Source organism: Mycobacterium sp. 852002-51971_SCH5477799-a, from assembly GCF_001667145.1.
Classification (GTDB): domain Bacteria; phylum Actinomycetota; class Actinomycetes; order Mycobacteriales; family Mycobacteriaceae; genus Mycobacterium.
In genome coordinates this window covers 84,584-106,973 of the sequence record NZ_LZIF01000087.1, presented here as the reverse complement: position 1 = coordinate 106,973, position 22,390 = coordinate 84,584, and the positions used below count along the sequence as shown (strand labels likewise).

Below are 22,390 nucleotides of genomic sequence, written 5' to 3'. Positions count from 1 at the left end.
TGCCTTCCTTTAACCTGCCCTGTGCAACACCGCGGTGCAGTAATAGTTCTGCGCGAAGGGCGCGTCGGGCTCCGTCGACTGCAGCGGCAGGCCGTTGTTGGCCAGCATCTGGTTCAGCGGGGTGCGGACCGGCTGCCAGCCCCGCTGCTGCAAGTAGGTGGCCACGTCGTTGCGCTCGCCGGGGAAACCCAGTTCGCCCAGGGCGATGTCGAGGCCGTTGCGCCGCCACTTCTCGCTCGCGGCGTTCAGCGCGTCGCCGCTGACCCCCGTGTTCGCGAACACCTCGGCCACCAACTGGCTGCCGTCGGCGGATAGGGCGGTGATGTTGTCCAGCAACCGATCCTGAGCCTCGGGTGGCAGGAAGCCGACCAGTCCCTCGGCCGCCCAGGCGGCGGGGCGCCCGGTGTCGAAGCCGGCGTCCCGCAGCGCCGACGGCCAGTCGTGGCGCAGGTCGATCGGAACGTTTCGCACCTCGGCGGTGGGCTGCGCGTCAAGCTCGGCGATGGTGGCGGCCTTGAACTCCAGCACCTGCGGCTGGTCGATCTCGAACACGATGGTGCCCGGTGCCCACGGCAACCGGTAGGCGCGCGCGTCCAGGCCGGAGGCCAGGATGACCACCTGATCGATGGCTGGGTCTTGTTGGGCGCCCGCCTCGGCGAAGAACGCGTCGATGTACCGAGTGCGGGCGGCCAGCATGTCGGTCATGCGTTGCATGCCCCACGCGGCGTCCGGCTCGTCAACGTCGGCGGAGTCCACTTCGCCGGCGGCCCACCGCGTCATGAAGTCGACGCCGACGGCGCGCACCAGGGGCTCGGCGAACCGATCGTCGATCAGCCCGTCCAGGGTGGCCCGGGCCCGTCCGGCGGCCACCATCGTGGCGGTCGCTCCCACGCTGGTCGCCAGGTCCCAGGTGTCGTCGTCGCTGCGCGCCATCGAGCAAATCCCTTCCGATCTACTGGTTAGCCACAATAACGACCAGCGCCGGGGCCCCCGGCGCGAGGTGCGACACAGTTCGTTCGCGACGATCGCGGCTGCTGAGTCTTCAGCCGGCGCGCTCGCCGTTCGGGGCGGTGCGTGGCGAGTCCAGGCGGTAGCGAATCAGCCGAGAACTGTTGGCCACCACGGCAACCGACGACGCGTTGTGCAGGATCGCAGCCAGCACCGGGGACAGTGCGCCGCCCGCGCCGATGATCAGTCCGGCGGCGTTGACGGCGATGGACATGCCGTAGTTCTCCCGGATCACGTCTACCGCGCGAGCGCCCAGGTCGCCCACGTCGAGCAGACGATGCAGGTCGTCGTTGGCCAGCGCCACGTCGGCGGTCTCGACGGCGACGTCGGTTCCGGCCAGCCCCATCGCGATCCCGATGTCGGCGGCGGCCAGCGCGGGGGCGTCGTTGATGCCGTCGCCGACCATGCCCACGGTGTAGCCCTCGCCCTGCAGGTCACGCACCGCCGCGAGCTTGTCCTCCGGCATCACCTCGGCGCGCCACTCGTCGATCCCGAGCTCGCCGGCCACCACTTCGGCGATGTCCGGGTGATCGCCGGTGAGCATGACGATCCGGCGAATACCGTTGGCGCGCAACTTCTTCAGAACAGTGGAGGCCTCGGGGCGCACCTCGTCACGCAGGCTGATCAGCCCCACCAGCTTGCCGTCAACGGCGAGCAGGAGGGGGGTCTCGGCCTGGCGGCGCAGCCGTTCCACCCACTCGGACGCCTTCTTGGACACCCGCACCTTTTCCGCGCGCAGCAGCCCGGGACTGCCCAACAGCAGGGTCCGGCCGTCGGCCCAGGTCCGCATGCCCAGGCCCACCAGGACCTCGCACTCCTCGTGCGGAGGGATGGTGATGTGGCGTTCCTCGGTGGACCGGATCACCGCCTCCGCCAGCGGGTGGCGGGAGTGGATCTCCGAGCTGGCCGCATACGCCAGCACCTGCTCGGGCTGCCAATCCTTATGCAGCGCAATGATATTGGTGACCACCGGGCGGCCGACGGTCAGCGTGCCGGTCTTGTCGAACACGATCGCGTCCACCCGGCCGGCCTGCTCGAGGTGCGAGCCGCCCTTGATCAGGATGCCGCGGCGGGCGCCGTTGCCGATCGCCGCGCTGATCGCGGTGGGCGTGGCCAGCCCCACCGCGCACGGGCAGGCGATCAGCAGCATGGTCATCGCCCGGCGGACGTCGCCGGTGATCGCCAGCGTGATGGCCGAGACGATGAAGGAGGTGGGAACGAATCGGCGCGAGAAGTTTTCGCCGACGGTCTGGATCGGCGCCCGGTCGTGCTGGGCCTCCTCGACCCGGCTGATGATGCGGCCGATGGTGGTCTGATTGCCGACGGCGCGGGCGCGCACCACCAGGCGTCCGCGCACCACCACCGAACCGGCGTGCACGTGCGCGCCGACCACCACGCTGACCGGCAGGTTCTCCCCGGTGATCGCGGACTGGTTGACGATCGCCTCGCCGTCGACCACTTCGCCGTCGACCGGGATGGCGACGTGATCGTGGACCACCACCTCGTCGCCGATCTGCACGATGTCGATCGGCACCTGAACTTCGGTGCCCGCCTCGGGGCCGTCGGGTAGCCGGACCCAGGCCGTGTCCTGGCTGCCGCGCAGCAATTCGGAGATGGCGCGGCGGGTCCGGCGCAGCGTCAGATCCTGAAGGTACTCACCGATATTGAGCAACCACAGCACGGTGAGGGCCACGACGTTCTCGCGCAGCACCAGGCTCGCCACCGTCGCCGCCGAGACCAGCGCGTCGGTGCCGGCCTTGCCGGAGCGCAACGAGCGCAGCGCCCCGCGCAGGAAGGGATAGCCGGTGAACACGGTGACGCCGGTGGCAAACAGTCGGCCGCCGGGTCCCAGCAGCGGCGGCCGCGCGAAGACGTAGCGGCGCACCCCGAGCAGGGCCAGCGCGGCGCCGCCGATGACCATGCGCAGCACGTCGGCGTTGCGGATCTCCTCCGAATGCGGCGCGCGGACCGGGATCAGCTCGGCGGCGACGTGCAGCGCCTCGCCGATTGCGGCGAGCACCGCGGAGCGGTCGCAGCGCCGGGGCGAGTACCAGACGACGACCGAGCCGGTGCGCGGGTAGGCGTGCACCACGCGCACGCCATCACACTTGGCGACGGCCTCTTCGACCGCCACGGCGCGCCGGGAGTTGGCGCGCACCCACTCTACGGCTACCCGCATGCGCCCGGCGGCATCCGAAATGACTTGCAGCGCAGGGTCTTCGGTTCGCGCCTCGTCTGTGATGTCGGGGACTAGGGCGAGGTCCATATCGCCCGATCAGTGCTCGTGGTCGTGGGTGTCGGCGATCGAGGGCGTGGGCGCCTCCTCGCCGATACGCTCGCGGGCCTCGGCCATCACGTCGGCGAGCTTGAGGCGCGCCGACTCGGCGGCCTCCTCGGCCTTGCGGGTGCCACGCAGTCCGAGCTCGGCGCTTTTGACCGCGGTCTCGTGCAGCGGCGCCTTGGCCACGGCTTTGCGCACCACCTCGTAGGCCGTCACGCCGACCAACCCGGTGACCACCGTGCCTGCCGCCTTCGCCAGGAGCCCGTACACCGCCATTGCCGCACCCTTCCCATCGTCTGCGCGTTCAGCTCATGCTTGCACGACGTTAACATCGCAATATAGCGATATCAATATGTATCGGGTGGGGCGGCAGGGCTTTACAGCACCCTGGTGACCTTCTCGGTCTCGATTCGGCGCTCTTGCCCGGCCGGGTCGGCGTTGGCCACCTGCACCAGCGAGCCGCCGACGGCCATGATCGCCAGCAGGCCGTCCACCAGTTCGGCGGGCCGCGACCATGACGCGCCGGACAGCACCCGATCGCTCGACGTCAAACCCCTTGTCGCGGCCGAGGTTTGGCAATCGGCCAGTACCTGCTCGACCGATCGCCCGCCCAGCGCCGGACCGGGCCGCGGTTCGGCAACGATCTGGTCGCCGTGCACCCGGACCGCGGTGGCGTAGTCCGTCACGCCGATCGGCAGCTCGGGTGCCGGGCGGCCGAACGGGTCCAGCGACAGCACCGCGACCTCGCCGCCGGCGACCGCGTCGTCGGCCTCGTCGAGTCGCTCGGCCGTGCACAGCGCTATGTTCGAAGGCGCGTCATCCGGGCCGGCCAGCACCGCCTCGGCGCCGATCCACCACACCCCGAACAGCACCGCCGCCGTCTGCCAGTGGGCGGGCAACAGGATCGCCACCCGGCTGGCCGGTCCGGCGCCCAGCTCGTCGCGCAACAGGTTGCCCGTCTTGGCCGCCCAGTTGGCCAGTGTCACACCGGACAGTTCGATGCGCTCTCCGGTGGCGTCGTCGTAGTAGGTGATGCGCGGGCCGACCGGATCGGCCCGCAGCATCGGATCGAGGATGGCTTCGCTCAGCGTGATCAGTTGAGGCACTGGTCGTTAGTTTATGCACTCCGGCTTGTCGGAGCCGGCGGTCAGGATCGGCGACGGGGCGGGAACCCTGGGGTCGGTCGCCACCGCACCGGCGGTGGACACTTTGGCGGACGTGACCGACTCACCGCCGGACAGGCCCGAGCCCGGACCGCTGTAGTCGTTGGCCAGCACCACCCGGACCGCACCCGGCGCCAGCGACGTGTCGGCGATCACCGGCAACCCACCCAATTCCTTGGAGATCTCCTTGGCTCCCAGGTCGTCGCTCTTGGCGGCGCGCACCTGGCTGGCCTTCACGTGTCCGCCGTCGTTGTTGCCCACCGTGCCCGCGGCAAATCCCTTGGCGCTCAAAACATCCGATACGGCCGCGGCCAGCCCGTTGATGTCGGTGTCATTGACGACGCTGGCGGTGGTCTTCGCGGGCGTGTACGCGATCTCCTCGGTCTTGCCCTGTTCCTGATCGTGCAGCAGGCCCCCCACCCACTCGGCGACCTGATGTGGGTCCAGCCGCACCACGCTTTGCATGCCGTCGTCGCTCCAGCCGGCGCCGTCGAGCACCGGAATGGTGGCGAAGGCGACGTTACCGCCGGCCAGCTTCTGCATCTGCTGCACGAAATCCATCACGTCCCAACCGGCCGAGATCACCACCGAGCGCTGGACGGCGGCCTCGAGCCGCCTGACCGTGGTGGGGCTCGACAGCGTCTGGCCGGAGATGACCCGGTGGGCCAGCGAGGCCATCACCACCTGCTGGCGGACCACCCGGTCCAGGTCACCGCGTGGCAGCTCGTGGCGCTGCCGCACGAAGCTGAGCGCCTCGGGGCCGCTGAGTCGTTGCGGGCCGGCCGGGAAGTCGGCACCCGAAAGCGGTTCGAACACCGGCTCTTTGAGGCACACGTCGACGCCCCCCAGAGCGTCGGTGATCAGCGAAAAGCCGAGCAGGCCGATCTCGGCGTAGTGGTCGACGGTGACGCCGGTGAGGTCGGCGACGGTCTTGATCAGCGCCTCGCGACCGGCCTCGGTGCCCTGCGCGGCGGCCTCGGTGGGAGAGGCGCCGGCCTTGACCAGGGCGGTGCGCTTAGCTTCCCGGGTCTGACCGTAGACACCGTTGATCTTGGTCTTGCCCAGCCCCGGGGCGGCGACGTAGGAGTCGCGCGGGATCGAGATCGCGGTGGCCGACTTCCCGTTGTTGGGGATGCGGATCAAAATGATCGTGTCGGTGTTGGTGGCTTCCTCGTCGCCGGCCTTCAGTGCTTCCAGTTCCTCCTGCGACAACGGGTTGCCGTGCGCGTCGGTGCGGCTGTCCATGCCGACCAGCAGGATGTCGATCGCGCCGTCGTCGCCGCCCTTGCCCAGCGAGGGTGCGGACATGTGGAAGATGCCGTCTTCGAAGGACCGGACATTGCTCCACGCGATCCCGGTGCCGACGACGACCGCGAGCGTCAGCGCGGTGGCAATCACACGAACCACACGTTGCACAGGCATCCCACTACATTACTTGCGACACAGAGGCTTCACCGGTAGCCAGCGCCCGCGCGCCCCGGGCTTGGTTGCCGCTTTCCGGGCCGTGCCAGACTCGAACCATGTCAGGCAGGATCGTGATCTCCGGTGCCGGCGGGCAGCTGGGCGGCTATTTGACCTCGCTGGCGACGAGTCAGGGCCGTGACGCGCTGGCGCTGACGTCGGCGCAGTGGGACATCACCGATCCCACGGCGGCCGAGCGGATCGTGCGGCGCGGGGATGTGGTGATCAACTGCGCGGCGTACACCGACGTCGACGGCGCGGAAACCGACGAGGCGGGCGCGTTCGCGGTCAACGAAACCGGGCCCGGGCACATCGCCCGCGCCTGCGCGCGGGCCGGCGCGCACCTGGTCCACGTCTCCACCGACTACGTGTTCGACGGCGACTTCGGCGGCGCACCGCCGCGGCCCTATGAGCCCACCGATCAGACCGCGCCGCAGAGTGTGTACGCCCGCAGCAAGGCAGCGGGGGAGCGGGCCGTGCTGGCGGCGCTGCCCGAGGCGGTCGTGGTCCGCACCGCCTGGGTCTACACCGGCGGCACGGGCAAGGACTTCGTCGCCGTCATGCGCCGGCTGGCCGCGGGCGACGGTCCGGTGGACGTGGTCGACGACCAGACCGGCTCCCCGACCTACGTCGGCGACCTGGCCGCCGCGCTGCTGCAGATCGTCGACGACCGCACGCGCGGTCCGATCCTGCATGCGGCCAACGAGGGCGCCTGCTCGCGGTTCGATCAGGCCCGCGCCGTCTTCGAGGAATGCGGCGCCGACCCGGAGCGGGTGCGGCCCGTCACCACCGACCGCTTTCCCCGCCCCGCACCCCGACCGGTCTACTCCGCGTTGTCCAGCGGCCAGTCCGTAGTGGCGGGGATGCGGCCCCTGCGGCCGTGGCGCGCTGCGCTTGCCGCGGCGCTGGCCGCCGCCGATAACGGTGCAGCGGCCGATCGACCGTTACCCTCTACGCGTGACTGACGTCCTGCCGGTCGTAACGGTGACCTATTCACCGGGTCCGCACCTGGAACGCTTCTTAGCTTCCCTGTCGCTGGCCACGGAGCGCGAGGTGTGCGTGCTGCTGGCCGACAACGGCTCCACCGACGGCACCCCGGAGGCGGCCGTCGACCGCTACCCCAACGTGCGGCTGTTCCACACCGGAGCCAACCTCGGCTACGGGACCGCGGTGAATCGCGCCGTCGCGCAACTGGACCCCGACGACGACTGGGTGATCGTCGCCAACCCGGACGTGCAGTGGGGCCCGGGCAGCATCGACGAACTGCTCGACGCCGCGTCGCGCTGGCCGCGCGCCGGCGCGCTGGGCCCGCTGGTCCGCGATCCGGACGGGTCGGTGTATCCGTCGGCGCGGCATCTGCCGAGCCTGATCCGCGGTGGCATGCACGCGGTCGTCGGGCCGTTGTGGAAGAGCAACCCGTGGTCGGCGGCGTACCGCCAGGAGCGGCTGGAGCCCAGCGAGCGGCCGGTGGGCTGGTTGTCGGGGTCGTGCCTGCTGGTGCGGCGTTCGGCGTTCGGCCAGATCGGCGGGTTCGACGAGCGCTACTTCATGTATATGGAAGACGTCGACCTGGGCGACCGCCTCGGCAAGGCCGGCTGGCTGTCCGTCTACGTGCCGTCGGCGGAGGTGCTGCATCACAAGGGCCACTCCACCGGCTCGGACCCGGCCAGCCACCTGGCCGCGCACCACGAGAGCACGTATATGTTTCTGGCCGACCGGCATTCCGGTTGGTTGCGCGCTCCGCTGCGCTGGACACTGCGCGCCTCGCTGATGGTGCGTTCGCGCCTGATGGTGCGCAGTGCGCTGCGCGCGTCCGGGCGGCGGAAACTTTTAGAAGGGCGACACTGAGGTGGGGACTGCAGAAGTCGATGTGGTGATCCTGGTCGGCGGCAAGGGCACCCGGCTGCGGCCGCTGACGCTGTCCGCGCCCAAGCCGATGCTGCCCACCGCGGGGCTGCCGTTCCTCACACACCTGCTCTCGCGGGTCGCCGCGGCCGGCATCGACCACGTCATCCTGAGCACCTCGTATCAGGCCGCGGTGTTCGAGGCCGAGTTCGGCGACGGCTCGAAGCTGGGTTTGCAGATCGAGTACGTCACCGAGGAGCGGCCCCTGGGCACCGGCGGCGGGATAGCCAACGTCGCCGGCCATTTGCGGCACGACACGGCGATGGTGTTCAACGGCGACGTGCTCTCCGGAGCCGACCTGGGCCAGATGCTCGACTTTCACTCGGCTCAGGAATCAGACCTCACGCTGCACCTGGTCCGGGTGGGCGACCCCCGGGCGTTCGGCTGCGTGACCACCGAGGAGGGGCGCGTCACCGGCTTCCTGGAGAAGACCCAGGACCCGCCGACCGACCAGATCAACGCCGGGTGCTACGTCTTCTCGCGCGAGGTGATCGACCGCATCCCGCGCGGCCGGGAGGTCTCGGTGGAACGTGAGGTGTTCCCCGCGCTGCTGTCTGATTCCGGCGTGAAGGTCTGTGGCTACGTCGACACCAGCTACTGGCGCGATATGGGCACCCCGGAGGACTTCGTCCGCGGCTCAGCGGATCTGGTGCGCGGCATCGCCCCGTCGCCGGCGCTGCACGGCCACCGCGGCGAGCAATTGGTGCACGACGGCGCGGCGGTGTCGCCGGGCGCGGTGCTGGTCGGCGGCACGGTCGTCGGGCGGGGAGCGGAGATCGGCCCCGGCGTCCGGCTGGACGGCGCGGTGATCTTCGACGGCGTCAAGGTCGAGGCGGGCAGCGTGATCGAGCGTTCGATCATCGGCTTCGGCGCGCGCATCGGACCGCGGGCGCTGATCCGCGACGGCGTGATCGGCGACGGCGCCGACATCGGGGCGCGCTGCGAGTTGTTGCGCGGCGCCCGGGTGTGGCCCGGCGTGTCGATTCCCGACGGCGGGATCCGCTACTCGTCCGACGTCTAGGCGCTCGGGCTTCGTTCGTCGAGCGTGACGCTACTGTCACGCTCGCACGGCCTGGGCGACCAGATACGCCAGCGCGTAATCCGTCCCCTCGGGCAGGGCGTCGGCGGGCCACCACCGCAAATCGTCGGACTCGTCGCTGATCGCGATCTGCGCGCCGGCCGCGGCGTGCGCTACGAACTGCAGATCCAGATGGCGGGTCGGCACGCCCAACGAGCAGGTCACCGGGTGCACGTGCAGCGCGGCCAGACGGGGCTCGATCGCCAGCGCGTCGATCCCGGACTCCTCGGTGGCCTCGCGCAGTGCGGCGGCGAGGACGTCGGCGTCGTCATCGTCGCAATGGCCGCCCAGCTGCACCCACCGGCCGAGGCGGGGATGCAAGGTCAGCAGCACCTGGCTGCCGGAGTGGTCGAGGACCAGCGTCGACGCGGTCACGTGGCCCGGCACGCACTCGCGCCGGCACGCATCGCTGCGGGCCTGCACGAACGCCAACACCGCGTGGCGCAACGAATCCTGGGCCGGGTCGGGCGGCTGCCAATCCGACAGCATCGCGATCGCGGACTCCCGAACGCTCATCGTGGCCCCCGCCGATCCCGCGACGACACCCGCGCCGCGCGGCACTGCGCCGCCGCCTCGGCCGGCAATCTTCGGCCCTCGATGAGCACGCGGCGGCCGGCGAACTTCATGGGCTCAGTATTACTTGCGGATCAGCAGATCACCGGGTCCTGCCGGATCGCGCGGCCCGGCCGGTTCGGCGGCATAGCCGATGGCGATGGCGCCCAACGGCTCCCAGTCGGCGGGCAGCCCGAGCTCGGCGCGCACCAGGTCGGCGGCGAAGATCGTCGAGCCGATCCAACAGCTGCCCAGCCCGCGCACCGCCAGGGCGACCAGCAGGGCTTGCACGGCCGCGCCGACCGCCACGGTGAACATGGTGTGCTCGGCGTCGGTGCGGGCGGCGTCGGGATAAAAGTGGGCGCCGTCGGGCACCATGATCGGGATGACGACTTCCGGCGCGTCATAGAGGATCTGGCCGCGCGCCACCCGGCGGTCGATCGAGTCGGCGGGCCGGCCGTCGCCGGCGAGGTCGGCGCGCCACTTGTCCTTCATGCGATCCAGTAGCCGGGTACGGGTGGCCGCGGTCTGCAGCCAGACGAACCGCACCGGGCGGGTGTGGTGCGGGGCCGGCGCGGTCAGCGCCTCGGCGACGGCGGCTTCCAGCAGATCCGCCGGCACCGGCTCGGCGCTGAACCGGCGCACCGATCGGCGCAGCAGCTGCGCCTCCCGACGCCCCGCCTCGAGGGCTTCGGCGGTGCCCAGCCAGAACAGGTCTTCGGTGCCCGACCGCACCAACTGCCGCGCCGCCGAGCCGTCGTCGGTCACGGACAGGCCGCGCACCACCGCCACCGGCATCGCGGTCAGTTTGCCCTTGACCAGATCGGCGGCCGCGGCGACCTCGTCGGCCACCGCCACCTCGGTGACCAGCAGCTCGTTGCCGTGCTGATCGACCGCCCCCGAATAGCCGTGCAGCACAGCAAGACCCGCCGCGCCGACGGCCGCGTCGGTCTGGCCGTTGCGCCAGGCGCGGCCCATTGTGTCCGTGATGACCACGGCGACCGCGACACCGAGCCGCTCGCGCAGCGCGGCCCGCAGCGCCGCGGCGCTGCCGTCGGGGTCGACCGGCAGCAGCGCCAGTTCGTCGCGCCCGACGTTGGATCCGTCGACGCCCGCGGCGGCCTGCACCAGGCCGATCCGGTTCTCGGTGATCAGGGTTCGGCCCTTGCGGGCCAGCACCCGGACGGCTTCGTCGTCGACCAGCTTGCGCCTCAGTCGGTCGCGCTCCTCGGGGTCCTGCGGCGCCGGCACCAGCCGGCCCTCGCATTTGGACACCGCCTTGCTGGTGACCACGACGACGTCGCCGTCGCGCAGCCACGGGGCCGCCGCGGCGACGGCCGCGCCCAGGTCGTCGCCGGGCCGGAATTCGGGCAGCCCGGCGACGGGCAGGATTTCGATGGCTGCGGCGGTGCCGTGCTCGCCGGGTGGAGAGGTCATGGCGTCACCCCCGCCAGGTCGAGCCCGGCCTTGACCATCTCGGCCGTCGCCTTCGGGTCGGTCATCACCAGCGGCACCGAGCGCACCGCGACGCCGTCGATGTCGGCGCGATCGTCTTCGCTCACCAGCCAGCCGTCCAGGATGCCGGTGTCGCGGCGCGCGCCGTAGTGCCGGGCGACCGCCTCGGCGGTGGATTCGACCCCGATCACGGACAGGCAGGCATCGGCCATGCCGCGCAAAGGCTTTCCACCGATGATCGGCGAGTAGCCGACGATCGGTGCGCGTGCGGCGCGCAACGCGCCGCGAATGCCGGGGACGGCCAGGATGGCGCCGACGCTCACCACCGGGTTCGAGGGCGCCAGCAGGATGACGTCGGCGTCGGCGATGGCCGCGGTGGCATCAATTGTGGCAGCCGCCTTTTCGGCTCCGACGAAGGCGAAGCTGTGCGTGGGCACCTGGGCCCGGTAGCGCACCCACCATTCCTGGAAGTGAATGGCCCGCCGGCTGCCGTCGTCGGGATCGGTTATCACCACGTGGGTCTCGCACCGGTCGTCGCTCGCGGGCAACAACCGCGCGCCGGGTTGCCAGCGGTCGCACAGCGCGGTGGTGATCTGCGACAGGGGGTAGCCGGCGTTGAGCATTTGGGTGCGCACCAGGTGCGTGCCCAGGTCACGGTCACCGAGTCCGAACCAGTCGGGCTGCACCCCGTAGCGCGCCAATTCCTCTTTGGCGTGCCAGGTTTCGTTTCGGTGCCCCCACCCTCGCTCCGGATCTACACCTCCACCTAAGGTGTACATACAGGTGTCCAAATCGGGGCAGATTCGCAGTCCGTGAATCCAGGCGTCATCGCCAATGTTGACGATCGCCGTCAGTTCGTGACTGCTGGCCTCCGTGTCCGGGTGCCGTTGCGTCTCAAATTGACCGAGCCCGAACAGCTGTTGAACCCCCAGCAGGAAGCGGGCGCCGCCAACCCCACCGACCAGAACGGTGACCTTCACATTGCACGACAGTACTGCCCGGCGGCAGCTCCGTGGTGGGCCCGTCGGGGGTGCCTCAAAGTTGCGGTTCCCCACGGGTTATGGGCGACTGCTGGGAAAGTTGAGGGCCGTGTGATCGACACGCCGAAGGCCCAAAACAACAGAAACGCCGAAATTCGATCACGAGATGGTATGGAAATGCGCCGAAGTGCTTGACCCGGCAGGTCAACCCGTGTCTAATCACAACAGTGTCATTTCCCGGTTGGCCGGCCGACTCCGGTGTCGCAGACCGAGATTCGATCACTTGTTCGAATTGTCTGTACATCAGAACAGTGGGAAACCAAACACACTCTCTCAATCAAGCTGAGGAGGCGGACGACCGTATGTCTTACGACACTTTTCGAAGCGCCATCGCGAGCACGCCGCACACCGACATCGACCCGGCACTGGACCGCCCCGCTCGGCCGCATTTGACCGTGGTCCCTGATGCGCCAATCGCATTCGAGCCCGAGCCCATGCCGGAGCCGGCCGCCGACCAATGGCAGGACCGCGCGCTGTGCGCCCAGACCGACCCCGAGGCCTTCTTCCCGGAAAAGGGTGGCTCCACCCGCGAGGCCAAGAAGATCTGCCTGGGTTGCGAGGTGCGTCATGAGTGCCTCGAGTACGCCCTCGAGCACGACGAGCGCTTCGGAATCTGGGGCGGTTTGTCCGAACGCGAGCGCCGCCGCCTCAAGCGCGGCATAATCTGACGCACGCTGATCGCAACGCGCGTTGAGCGTTCGACGCCCGACGCGCAAGCAGAAGTTATTCGTCGTCGATCGTCGGATCGATGACCGACGGCTCAACGTCTAGGTAGATCGCGACCTGGGCCACCAGGATTTCGTGCAGCAGGTCGCCGAGCTCGACGGTGTCCTTGGCCCGTCGCTCAATCGGCTTGCGGAACAACACAATTCGTGCCCGCGTGGAGTTGCCGCGGATGTCAACGCCGGCCGGGATCAACCGCGCCAGCGGGATCGGCCCATCGGCGATCACCTCGGGTGGCCACTGCACACTGTCGGGATCCTTGGCCGAGATGCGCGGAATCTCGTCGACCGCGACGTCGAGTTCGGCCAGCCGATCCTGCCAGCTTCGCTCGATGGGTTCGTAGGCCTCCAGCACCGCCATGTCGAATCGCTCGGCGCGGGTGCGCCACCCCGGCACGGTGGGGGGCAACAGCGGGCCGCGCATATCGCGGCCCCGGCGGAAGAGTCGGTGGGTCCCGGTCCGGCGCGGAGCCGATCCGTCGGCGAACCGATCGCTTCGCGGGGAACTGCGCGAATCACCCACGCGCCGATGGTAACGGTTGCACATCGAGGGCCGGCCAGTTGCGCGTGTCCGGCGCTTCGGCGACGTTTGCGCACGATAGCCTTTCGATCGTGAACGTTCCCCGTCGCTGTTGCCGGCCCGGGTGCCCGCACTACGCCGTGGCGACCCTGACGTTCGTCTATTCGGACTCGACGGCAGTCGTCGGTCCGTTGGCGACCGCGCGGGAACCGCATTCCTGGGATTTGTGCGTCAACCATGCCGGCCGGATCACCGCGCCCCGCGGGTGGGAGCTCGTGCGCCATTCCGGGCCCCTCCTTGCCGAACCCGCCCATCCCGACGAGGACGACTTGGTCGCCCTGGCCGACGCGGTTCGCGAGGGCGGCGATCGCGGCGTGCCGTACGCCGCGGCCGCGACGCCGGTGAACGGGTTCTCCGATGCGCACATCCATCACGGCGGAGCTCAGGCCACCGCGCCCAGTAGTAGCCTGCTGGCGCCGCCCGAGCATCGCTCCGGACGCCGCCGCGGACATCTGCGTGTGTTGCCCGATCCCAGCGACTAGCCAGCGACTAGGCCCCAGTTCTCCGTAGCCCGATAGGCTGACGCCAAGAGTTCACGTCGTCAGGAGTCCCGCATGCCTCGGCCCGCCGCGACTGTCCACCGTGTCGTCAAGGCTTACGACGTACGTGGGCTAGTCGGCGAAGAGCTCGACCAGCCGCTGGTCACCGATCTCGGCGCAGCCTTCGCCAAACTGATGCGCGGCGAGGGCGCCCGCCAGGTCGTGATCGGCCATGACATGCGGGACAGTTCGCCCGCGCTGGCCGCCGCGTTCGCCGCCGGGGTGACGAGCCAGGGACTGGACGTTGTGCGCATCGGCCTGGCCTCAACCGATCAGCTCTACTTCGCCTCCGGACTGCTGGAGTGCCCCGGCGCCATGTTCACTGCGAGCCACAACCCGGCGGCCTACAACGGCATCAAGCTGTGCCGGGCGGGGGCCAAACCGGTCGGCGCCGAGACCGGGCTGCGGCTGGTCGCCGACGACGTGATCGCCGGGGTCGACGACTACGACGGGGCACCCGGAGAAGTGAGCGATCGCGACGTGCTGGCCGACTACGGACATTTCCTGCGGTCGCTGGTGGACACCTCGGGGCTGCGCCCGCTGCGGGTGGCCGTGGACGCCGGCAATGGCATGGCCGGTCTCACCACGCCCGCCGTGCTCGGGCCGATCGGCTCGATCACGTTGGAGCCGTTGTACTTCGAGCTCGACGGCTCATTTCCCAATCACGAGGCCAACCCGCTGGACCCGGCCAATCTGGAAGACCTGCAGGCTTTCGTGCGCGAGACCGGCGCCGACATCGGGCTGGCCTTCGACGGCGACGCCGATCGCTGCTTCGTGGTCGACGAACGCGGCCACCCCGTGTCGCCGTCGACGGTGACCAGCCTGGTGGCCGCCCGTGAGTTGAGCCGGGAGATCGGCGCGACGATCATCCACAACGTGATCACCTCGCGCGCGGTACCCGAACTCGTCGCCGAGCGCGGCGGCACCCCGCTGCGGTCCCGGGTGGGGCACTCCTATATCAAGGCGCTGATGGCCGACACCGGCGCGATCTTCGGCGGCGAACACTCGGCGCACTATTACTTCCGCGACTTCTGGGGTGCCGACTCGGGGATGCTTGCGGCGCTGTACGTGCTGGCCGCCCTCGGCGAGCAGGACCGCCCGCTGTCGGAGGTGACGGCGGATTACCAGCGCTACGAATCGTCCGGCGAAATCAACTTCACCGTCGCCGACGCCGCGCGATGCACCGAAGCGGTGCTGAAGTCGTTCGGCGCCCGGATCCATTCCCTCGATCATGTGGACGGGGTGACGGCCGACCTGGGCGACGGCAGCTGGTTCAACCTGCGCAGCTCCAACACCGAGCCGTTGCTGCGGCTGAACGTGGAGGCGCGCACGGTAGAGGACGTGGCCGCGGTGGTCGCCCAGATCAGTTCCGAAATAACGGCGGCCTCGGCGGGCGTGAAGGCCGCGCCGTGAACGCCACCCGGGCAATCGATCTCGCGGACACCGAGGGCCTGCTGGCGGCCGACCGCGACGGTCTGCTGCGCGCCGCTTCGTCGGCCGGTGCCCAGGTGCGTGCGGTCGCCGCCGCGGTCGATGAGGGTGGGTTGGCCTCGCTGGTCGCCGACGACCGTCCGCGCAGCGTCGTCTGGGTCGCCGGGCGTGGCACCGCCGAAACCGCCGGGACGATGCTGGCCGCGACCATGGGTGGAACCGCTTCCCAGCCCTTCACTCTCGCCGACGAGGCACCGCCGTGGTTGGGTCCGCTCGATGTGCTGGTCGTCGCGGGCGGCGACCCGGGTGATCCCGCGCTGGCCGCCGCGGCCGCCACCGGGTTGCGCCGGGGCGCCCGGGTGGTCGTGGCGGCGCCCTACGAGGGTCCGTTGCGGGACGCCACCGCCGGGGGCGCGGCGGTGTTGGCGCCGCGGCTGTGGGTTCCCGACGAGTTCGGCCTGTGCCGGTACCTGGCCGCCGGGCTCGCCCTGCTGCACGCCGTGGACCCCCGGCCCAATGTTGACCTGGCGTTGCTCGCCGACGAGCTGGACGCCGAGGCGCTGCGCAACAGTGCCGCCCGCGAGCTGTTCACCAACCCGGCCAAGCTGCTGGCCGCGCGGATCGCCGAGCGGCAGGTGGCGCTGGCCGGCGACGGTGCCGCGACGCTCGCGCTGGCCCGGCACGGCAGCTCGGTGCTGCTGCGGGTCGCGAACCAGGTGACTCCGGCTACCGGGCTGGCGGACGCGTTGGTCGCCCTGCGCGCCGCGGCGTCGGACGGCTTCGAAGATCCCGACGCCGCGCTGTTTCACGACGACGAGATCGACGGACCGCCGCCCGCGCGGTTGCGGGTGCTGACCGTCGTCCTGGCCGCCGAGCAGGCGGGCGTGGCCGCCCGGACTGCCGGACTGGACAACGTGTACCTGCTCGCCGCCGAGGACGTGCCCGACGGGCCCGGCGGCTCGGCCGGTTACGGCGTTTCGCCGGCGCTGGGGGGACCCGGCAGCCCCGAACAGCAGCTGGCAGTATTGGCCGTCCGGCTGGAAATGGCCGCGGTTTATATGCGACTGGTGCGGGGATAGATACAACAGTGGAACTGCTTCGCGGGGCCTTGAGAACCTACGCCTGGGGTTCGCGTACCGCTATCGCCGAATTCACCGAGCGTCCGGTGCCGGCGGCGCACCCGGAGGCGGAGCTGTGGTTTGGGGCGCACCCGGGCGATCCGGCGTGGCTGGAAACGGACAACGGCGAAATCACACTGCTCGAGGCGCTGGTCGACGACCCGGAGGGCCAGCTCGGCCCGGCGTCGCGGGCCCGTTTCGGCGACGTGCTGCCGTTTCTGGTCAAGGTGCTGGCCGCCGACGAGCCGCTGTCCCTGCAGGCGCACCCCAGCGCCGCGCAGGCGGCGGAGGGATACCTCCGCGAGGAGCGAGTCGGCATTCCGCTGACCTCGCCGGTGCGCAACTACCGCGACACCTCCCACAAGCCCGAGCTGCTGGTGGCGCTGCACCCGTTCGAGGCGCTGGCCGGATTCCGGCAGGCGTCGCGCACCGTCGAGCTGTTGCGGGCGCTGGCCGTTTCGGACCTGGACCCGTTCATCGACCTGCTGAACGACCAGTCCGACGCCGACGGACTGCGCGCGCTGTTCACCACCTGGATCACCGCGCCGCAGCCGGACATCGACGTGCTGGTGACCGCCGTCCTGGACGGCGCCATCTCGTACCTCAGCTCGGGCGCAACAGAATTCGCGCCCGAGGCCAAGACGGTGCTGGAGCTCGGCGAGCGCTACCCAGGCGACGCCGGCGTGCTGGCGGCGCTGCTGCTCAACCGCATCAGCCTGGCCCCGGGCGAGGCCATCTTCGTGTCCGCCGGAAATCTGCACACCTATCTGCGCGGTTTCGCGGTGGAGGTGATGGCCAACTCGGACAACGTGTTACGCGGCGGCCTGACCCCGAAGCACGTCGACGTGCCCGAGCTGCTGCGGGTGCTGGACTTCGCGCCCACCACCGAGGAGCAGCTGCGGCCGCGGATCCGCCGCGAGGGCTTCGGACTGATCTATGAGACGCCGACCGACGAGTTCGCGGTCGCGCTGTTGGAGCTCGACGACGAGTACGTCGGCCACGAGGTGGACGCGACGTGTAGCCACGAGGGCCCGCAGATCCTGCTGTGCAGCCAGGGTTCGACGACGGTGCATGGCAAATCCGGCTCGCTGACGTTGAAGCGGGGGATGGCCGCCTGGTTGGCCGCCGACGACGCCCCGATCCGGCTGGAGGCGCACGAACCCACCAGGCTGTTCAGGGCGACGGTCGGGCTGTGAGGGTCTAGGCCCGATCGTGGCGACCGGCTTGGCCCGGTCCTGCCGCGCTCGCGGTCTCCACGCGACGTTTGGCGGCTTCGCGCCGCTCGCCGAACCAGAGCCGCAGGTTGTGCGCCATCGCGCGGCCGATGATTCGCGGCGGCGGGACCATGTAGAGGCTGTCGAGCAGCGAGAACCGCCGCAAGAACCATTCCGCCAGAACGGGTTCGGTCTCGGCGGCGCCCAGGAACTGGTCGAACAGCGCCCCTGAGGGCCGCCACCACCAGGGGACCGGCTGCTTGGCGCCGGCATGGTGGAACGTCACGTCGCCGATCGCGTTCATCGTCCACACCGGGAAAGTGCTCTTGGCGGTGGCCCGATTCAGCTCCGCGGCGACTTGATCGTCCGGGAATTGCAGCGCGCGGCGCAGATGGCCGGCCTGCAGCGAGGTCATCGTCATGCCCTGCCCGAAGGTGGGATTGAAGCTGGCCACCGCGTCGCCGAAGGCGACGATGCCCGCCGGCAGGCGCTCCAGTTTGTCGTAGCGGCGCCATTTGCTGGCCGGGAAGGCGTGAAACGCCGGCTCGCCCAGCGCCTCGGCCCGGGTCAGCGCGGCGTTGAAGTGGTCCGGCAGTAGCCGCTGCGCCAGCCCGAGCATCTCGGGAAAGGTCCGCGGCGGTTTCGCGTTGGCCACACCGAAGGTGGTGAGGACCCAGGTGCCGTCCTCGTAGCAGAGCATGCCGAGACCCAGCGACAGGTCATGCGACGCGCCGGCGACCACCACCTTCTCCGCGATCAGCCCGTCGGGGATGCGGAACCGCTGGGTCGCGTAATGAATGCCGATGTCCAGCTCCTGTTCGACCGGGCGCTCGAATCCCCATTCCGCCAGCCACACCGGCAGCCGGGTGCCCCGGCCCGCCGCGTCGACGACCAGGTCCGCGGCGACGAATTCGGGCTCCTTGCTTTCGGGGTCGGCCGGATCGAGCAGCACGCCGGTCACCCGCTGTCGCGCCCGGTCGAACCGCGGCTCGGCCACCGAGCGCCGCGCGACGGTGACGTTGTCGATGCCGCGGACCCGTTGTCGCAACTGCCATTCCAGATGCGGGCGGCTGGGCACGTAGGCGGTGAACTCGTCGCGCAGGGTTTGCCCGGTACCCAGCACGTGGCCCGCGGCCCCGAGGTGGATGCAGTCGGGCCGGTTCTCCAGCTTGGGCACCCCCGCGCTCACCATGTCGTCCAGCAGGCCCGGGAAAAGACCCTCGAATTCGATCGCCCCGCGGGCCATCAGCATGTGCAGGTGCCGGTCCTGGGGAACCGTCGCCCGGTTCGCCGGCTCGGCCGGCAACTCGTCGCGCTCGAACACCGTCACCTGCGAATACGAATCCGAAAGCACCCGAGCGGCGCAAAGACCGGCGATGCTCCCCCCGATGACCACGGCATGATCCCTGGCCGTTGCTCCGCTATCCGGCATTTGCCGAGAGTACCCAGTACTGTGACGGACCAACGGCTCCCAGCGCCGGGAAAGGGCGAATGCATGGCCAATCGATGGCGGACCAAATCGATCGAGCAATCCATCGCCGATACCGACGAGCCCGACACCAAGCTGCGCAAGGACCTCACCTGGCGGGACCTGGTGGTGTTCGGCGTCGCGGTGGTGATCGGCGCCGGCATCTTCACCGTCACCGCGTCGACGACCGGCGACATCACCGGACCGGCCATCTGGGTGTCGTTCGTGATCGCGGCGGGCACGTGCGCGCTGGCCGCGCTGTGCTACGCGGAGTTCGCCTCGATGCTGCCGGTGGCCGGTAGCGCCTACACCTTCTCTTACGCCACCTTCGGGGAGTTCCTGGCCTGGATCATCGGCTGGAACCTGGTGCTGGAACTGGCGATCGGTGCCGCGGTGGTGGCCAAGGGCTGGTCGAGCTATCTGGGTACCGTGTTCGGATTCGCCGGCGGCACCGCGAAATTCGGCTCAGCCCAGCTGGACTGGGGGGCGTTGGTGATCGTCGCGGGGGTGGCGACCCTGATCGCCTTGGGCACCAAGTTGTCATCGCGGTTCTCCGCGGTGATCACCGCGATCAAGGTGTCGGTGGTGATCTTCGTCGTCGTGGTCGGCGCCTTCTACATCAAGCGCGCCAACTACTCGCCGTTCATCCCGAAGGCGGAGGCCGGCCGCGATGCCAAGGGCATCGACCAGTCCGTCCTGTCGTTGCTGACCGGCGCGCACGGCAGCCACTACGGCTGGTATGGCGTGCTGGCGGGGGCGTCGATCGTGTTCTTCGCGTTCATCGGGTTCGACATCGTCGCCACCATGGCCGAGGAGACCAAGAATCCGCAGCGCGATGTGCCGCGGGGAATCCTGGCGTCGCTGGGCATCGTCACCCTGCTCTACGTCGCCGTCGCCATCGTCCTGTCCGGCATGGTCTCCTACACCCAGCTCAAGACGGTCCAGGGCCGTGGCCAGGCGAACCTGGCCACCGCCTTCACCGCGAACGGCATCCATTGGGCGAGCAAGATCATCTCCATCGGCGCGCTGGCGGGACTGACCACCGTGGTGATGGTGCTGATGCTCGGCCAGTGCCGGGTCCTGTTCGCCATGGCGCGCGACGGGCTGCTGCCACGTTCCCTGGCCAAGACCGGCTCGCACGGCACCCCGGTGCGGATCACGGTGCTGGTTGCCGTGGTGGTGGCCGTGACGGCCTCGGTGTTTCCCATCACCAAGCTCGAAGAGATGGTGAACGTCGGAACGCTGTTCGCCTTCGTCCTGGTCTCGGCCGGCGTGATGGTGCTGCGCCGGACGCGGCCGGATCTGGAGCGCGGTTTCAAGGCGCCGTGGGTGCCGTTGCTCCCGATCGCCTCGATCGCCGCGTGTGCGTGGCTGATGCTCAACCTCACCGCGCTCACCTGGGTCCGGTTCGCGGTCTGGTTGGTGGTCGGCACGGCCATCTACGCCGGCTACGGCTACCGGCACTCGGTGCTGGGCCGGCGTGAGGACAGGGAGACGGTGCGCAGCGACGCGCTCGAGGCCGACCCCAATAGCCCAGTCCCCTAGGCAACGCCCCTTTACAAATCAACGTCTTTTGTCTAGACAGAAGACGCACACAGCGGTATTGTCCAATCTCAACGTGGTGTGACTCACAAGGAGGTTTGGCATATGACCACATTCGAACCGCAACTGAGCAGGGATTCCGAGCCGCCGGCCTGGCGCGACAAGAAGCGCCGTCTGTGGCTGATGGGGCTGATCGCCCCGACGGCGTTGTTCGTGATGCTGCCGCTCATCTGGGGCCTGAACCGGCTGGGCTGGCACGCGGCCGCGCAGGTCCCGCTGTGGATCGGGCCGATCCTGCTCTGGGTCCTGCTGCCGATCCTCGACCTGCGCTTCGGGCCCGACGGTCAGAACCCACCCGACGAGGTCATCGAGCAGCTGGAGAACGACAGGTACTACCGCTACTGCACCTACATCTACGTCCCGTTCCAATACCTGAGCGTGGTCTTCGGCGCCTACCTGTTCACCGCATCGAACCTGAGCTGGCTGGGCTTCGACGGCGCCCTCGGCTGGGCCGGCAAGCTGGGACTGGCGCTGTCGGTCGGCGTGCTGGGCGGCGTCGGCATCAACACCGCCCACGAGATGGGCCACAAGAAGGACTCGCTGGAGCGTTGGCTGTCCAAGATCACTCTCGCGCAGACCTGGTACGGGCACTTCTACATCGAGCACAACCGCGGCCACCACGTGCGCGTCGCCACCCCGGAGGACCCCGCGTCGGCGCGCTTCGGCGAGACGTTCTGGGAGTTCTTGCCGCGCAGCGTCTTCGGGAGCCTGCGTTCGTCGCTGCGGCTGGAGGCGCAACGTATCCGCCGGCAGGGCTCCAGCCCGTGGCACCCCAAGACGTATCTGTCCAACGACGTCCTCAACGCCTGGCTGATGTCGGTGGTGCTGTGGGGCGTGCTGATCGCGATCTTCGGCCCCGCGCTGATCCCTTTCGTGCTCATCCAGGCGGTCTTCGGCTTCAGCCTGCTGGAATCGGTCAACTACCTGGAGCACTACGGCCTACTGCGGCAGAAGAATTCGAGCGGGCGCTACGAGCGCTGCACTCCCGCGCACAGCTGGAACTCCGACCACGTGGTGACCAATCTGTTCCTGTACCACCTGCAGCGGCACAGCGACCACCACGCCAACCCGACCCGGCGGTACCAGACGCTGCGCAGCATGGAGGGCGCGCCCAACCTGCCGAGCGGGTACGCGTCGCTGATCTCGCTCACCTACTTCCCGCCGCTGTGGCGCAAGGTGATGGACCACCGGGTCCTGGCGCACTACGACGGCGACATCACCCGGATCAACGTGCAGCCGCGCCTGCGCGAGAAGCTGCTGGCCCGCCACGGGGTGGCGGCATGACCGCCTACCGTTGCCCCGGCTGCGATTACACCTACGACGAAGCGAAAGGCGCACCGCGGGAAGGGTTTCCTGCGGGAACGCCCTTCAGTGACATCCCCGAAGACTGGTGCTGCCCCGATTGTGCGGTGCGCGAGAAGGTCGATTTCGAAGTAATAGGAGTGAACCGGTGAGCGACGACTACAGGCTTTTCATCTGCGTGCAATGCGGATTCGAGTACGACGAGGCCAAGGGCTGGCCGGAAGACGGCATCGGGCCCGGCACCCGGTGGGACGACATCCCCGATGACTGGAGCTGCCCGGATTGCGGTGCGGCGAAGATCGACTTCGAGATGGTGGAGATCGCCCGTCCGTGACCGCCAGCGACGATGCAGAACGTAGCGATGAGGTGGGGGCACGCCCCCACAAGTGGGAGGCACCCCCACCCGCTGGCGGAGGAGAGCTGCGCCAGTGATCGGCGCCAACGCGACGGCGAAAGCCGCTATTGTCACGC

22 protein-coding genes are annotated in these 22,390 nt (G+C 69.6%); 12 read left to right on the top strand and 10 right to left on the bottom strand.

Annotated features, from left to right (window positions below; all coding sequences use genetic code 11):
* Positions 1–9 precede the first annotated feature (9 nt).
* The 5 genes from A5753_RS13225 to A5753_RS13205 all read right to left on the bottom strand — a co-directional run bounded on the left by A5753_RS13225 (position 10) and on the right by A5753_RS13205 (position 5,874).
* Positions 10–933 carry a class I SAM-dependent methyltransferase gene (locus tag A5753_RS13225; RefSeq protein ID WP_067128321.1) on the bottom strand — a complete coding sequence of 308 codons (924 nt, stop codon included), beginning with the start codon at positions 931–933 and terminating at the stop codon, positions 10–12.
* 109 nt (positions 934–1,042) lie between these two features.
* A complete protein-coding gene (ctpC, locus tag A5753_RS13220) occupies positions 1,043–3,274 on the bottom strand; it encodes a manganese-exporting P-type ATPase CtpC (RefSeq protein ID WP_067128318.1) in 2,232 nt (743 codons plus the stop codon).
* A 9-nt stretch (positions 3,275–3,283) separates the two neighbouring features.
* Positions 3,284–3,565, bottom strand: a complete 282-nt coding sequence (locus A5753_RS13215) for a DUF1490 family protein (protein WP_067128315.1) — start codon at positions 3,563–3,565, stop codon at positions 3,284–3,286.
* A 101-nt stretch (positions 3,566–3,666) separates the two neighbouring features.
* Positions 3,667–4,395, bottom strand: coding sequence for a TIGR03089 family protein (locus tag A5753_RS13210; protein ID WP_197694682.1), 729 nt, complete (start codon positions 4,393–4,395; stop codon positions 3,667–3,669).
* Positions 4,396–4,401: 6 nt separating this feature from the next.
* Positions 4,402–5,874: an LCP family protein gene (locus tag A5753_RS13205; protein WP_067128311.1), complete on the bottom strand. Its 1,473-nt coding sequence runs from the start codon at positions 5,872–5,874 to the stop codon at positions 4,402–4,404.
* A 98-nt stretch (positions 5,875–5,972) separates the two neighbouring features.
* On the opposite strand from A5753_RS13205, the gene rfbD reads away from it, so the two are divergent.
* From rfbD to A5753_RS13190, 3 genes are read left to right on the top strand one after another with little or no spacing between them, the layout of a single operon-like run.
* Positions 5,973–6,878: a dTDP-4-dehydrorhamnose reductase gene (rfbD, locus tag A5753_RS13200; RefSeq protein ID WP_067128308.1), complete on the top strand. Its 906-nt coding sequence runs from the start codon at positions 5,973–5,975 to the stop codon at positions 6,876–6,878.
* The gene (locus A5753_RS13195) at positions 6,871–7,761 is read left to right on the top strand and encodes a glycosyltransferase family 2 protein (RefSeq protein WP_067128305.1); all 891 of its coding nucleotides are present in this window, start codon (positions 6,871–6,873) and stop codon (positions 7,759–7,761) included. Before rfbD ends, A5753_RS13195 begins: the two co-directional genes overlap by 8 nt.
* Before the next feature lies 1 nt (position 7,762).
* Positions 7,763–8,839 (top strand): sugar phosphate nucleotidyltransferase, encoded by a 1,077-nt coding sequence (locus tag A5753_RS13190; protein ID WP_067128302.1) that lies wholly within the window; start codon positions 7,763–7,765, stop codon positions 8,837–8,839.
* A gap of 36 nt (positions 8,840–8,875) precedes the next feature.
* On the opposite strand, the gene A5753_RS13185 is transcribed toward A5753_RS13190, so the two are convergent.
* The 3 genes from A5753_RS13185 to cofD form a co-directional block, all read right to left on the bottom strand.
* The gene (locus A5753_RS13185) at positions 8,876–9,412 is read right to left on the bottom strand and encodes an NUDIX hydrolase (protein ID WP_067128514.1); all 537 of its coding nucleotides are present in this window, start codon (positions 9,410–9,412) and stop codon (positions 8,876–8,878) included.
* A gap of 120 nt (positions 9,413–9,532) precedes the next feature.
* Complete coding sequence (locus tag A5753_RS13180) at positions 9,533–10,885, bottom strand: coenzyme F420-0:L-glutamate ligase (protein ID WP_067128299.1); 1,353 nt, start codon at positions 10,883–10,885, stop codon at positions 9,533–9,535.
* A complete protein-coding gene (gene cofD / locus A5753_RS13175; protein WP_067128297.1) occupies positions 10,882–11,883 on the bottom strand; it encodes a 2-phospho-L-lactate transferase in 1,002 nt (333 codons plus the stop codon). Before cofD ends, A5753_RS13180 begins: the two co-directional genes overlap by 4 nt.
* A 389-nt stretch (positions 11,884–12,272) precedes the next feature.
* Between cofD and A5753_RS13170 the strand changes: the two genes are divergently transcribed.
* The gene (locus A5753_RS13170) at positions 12,273–12,611 is read left to right on the top strand and encodes a WhiB family transcriptional regulator (RefSeq protein WP_066868492.1); all 339 of its coding nucleotides are present in this window, start codon (positions 12,273–12,275) and stop codon (positions 12,609–12,611) included.
* A gap of 55 nt (positions 12,612–12,666) precedes the next feature.
* Here A5753_RS13170 and A5753_RS13165 read toward each other — a convergent pair whose 3' ends face one another.
* A complete protein-coding gene (locus A5753_RS13165; protein ID WP_067128295.1) occupies positions 12,667–13,089 on the bottom strand; it encodes a metallopeptidase family protein in 423 nt (140 codons plus the stop codon).
* Positions 13,090–13,277: 188 nt separating this feature from the next.
* Between A5753_RS13165 and A5753_RS13160 the strand changes: the two genes are divergently transcribed.
* From A5753_RS13160 to manA, 4 genes are all read left to right on the top strand, one after another.
* On the top strand, positions 13,278–13,727 hold the full coding sequence (locus tag A5753_RS13160) for a DUF3499 domain-containing protein (protein WP_197694681.1): 450 nt from the start codon (positions 13,278–13,280) through the stop codon (positions 13,725–13,727).
* Between the two features lie 72 nt (positions 13,728–13,799).
* Positions 13,800–15,197 (top strand): phosphomannomutase/phosphoglucomutase, encoded by a 1,398-nt coding sequence (locus tag A5753_RS13155; RefSeq protein ID WP_067128289.1) that lies wholly within the window; start codon positions 13,800–13,802, stop codon positions 15,195–15,197.
* Positions 15,194–16,294: a TobH protein gene (locus tag A5753_RS13150; protein WP_067128287.1), complete on the top strand. Its 1,101-nt coding sequence runs from the start codon at positions 15,194–15,196 to the stop codon at positions 16,292–16,294. Before A5753_RS13155 ends, A5753_RS13150 begins: the two co-directional genes overlap by 4 nt.
* Before the next feature lie 8 nt (positions 16,295–16,302).
* Positions 16,303–17,529, top strand: a complete 1,227-nt coding sequence (gene manA, locus A5753_RS13145) for a mannose-6-phosphate isomerase, class I (protein ID WP_067128284.1) — start codon at positions 16,303–16,305, stop codon at positions 17,527–17,529.
* Positions 17,530–17,533: 4 nt separating this feature from the next.
* Here manA and A5753_RS13140 read toward each other — a convergent pair whose 3' ends face one another.
* Positions 17,534–18,943 (bottom strand): NAD(P)/FAD-dependent oxidoreductase, encoded by a 1,410-nt coding sequence (locus A5753_RS13140; RefSeq protein WP_156656087.1) that lies wholly within the window; start codon positions 18,941–18,943, stop codon positions 17,534–17,536.
* 99 nt (positions 18,944–19,042) lie between these two features.
* Between A5753_RS13140 and A5753_RS13135 the strand changes: the two genes are divergently transcribed.
* The 4 genes from A5753_RS13135 (at position 19,043) to A5753_RS13125 (ending at position 22,253) form a co-directional block, all read left to right on the top strand.
* On the top strand, positions 19,043–20,560 hold the full coding sequence (locus tag A5753_RS13135; protein WP_067128277.1) for an APC family permease: 1,518 nt from the start codon (positions 19,043–19,045) through the stop codon (positions 20,558–20,560).
* Positions 20,561–20,662: 102 nt separating this feature from the next.
* Positions 20,663–21,901 carry an alkane 1-monooxygenase gene (locus A5753_RS13130; protein ID WP_067128274.1) on the top strand — a complete coding sequence of 413 codons (1,239 nt, stop codon included), beginning with the start codon at positions 20,663–20,665 and terminating at the stop codon, positions 21,899–21,901.
* Positions 21,898–22,071, top strand: a complete 174-nt coding sequence (locus tag A5753_RS23840) for a rubredoxin (RefSeq protein WP_082971298.1) — start codon at positions 21,898–21,900, stop codon at positions 22,069–22,071. Before A5753_RS13130 ends, A5753_RS23840 begins: the two co-directional genes overlap by 4 nt.
* Positions 22,068–22,253: a rubredoxin gene (locus A5753_RS13125; protein WP_067128271.1), complete on the top strand. Its 186-nt coding sequence runs from the start codon at positions 22,068–22,070 to the stop codon at positions 22,251–22,253. The genes A5753_RS23840 and A5753_RS13125 overlap by 4 nt, the downstream gene beginning before the upstream one ends.
* Positions 22,254–22,390: the final 137 nt, after the last annotated feature.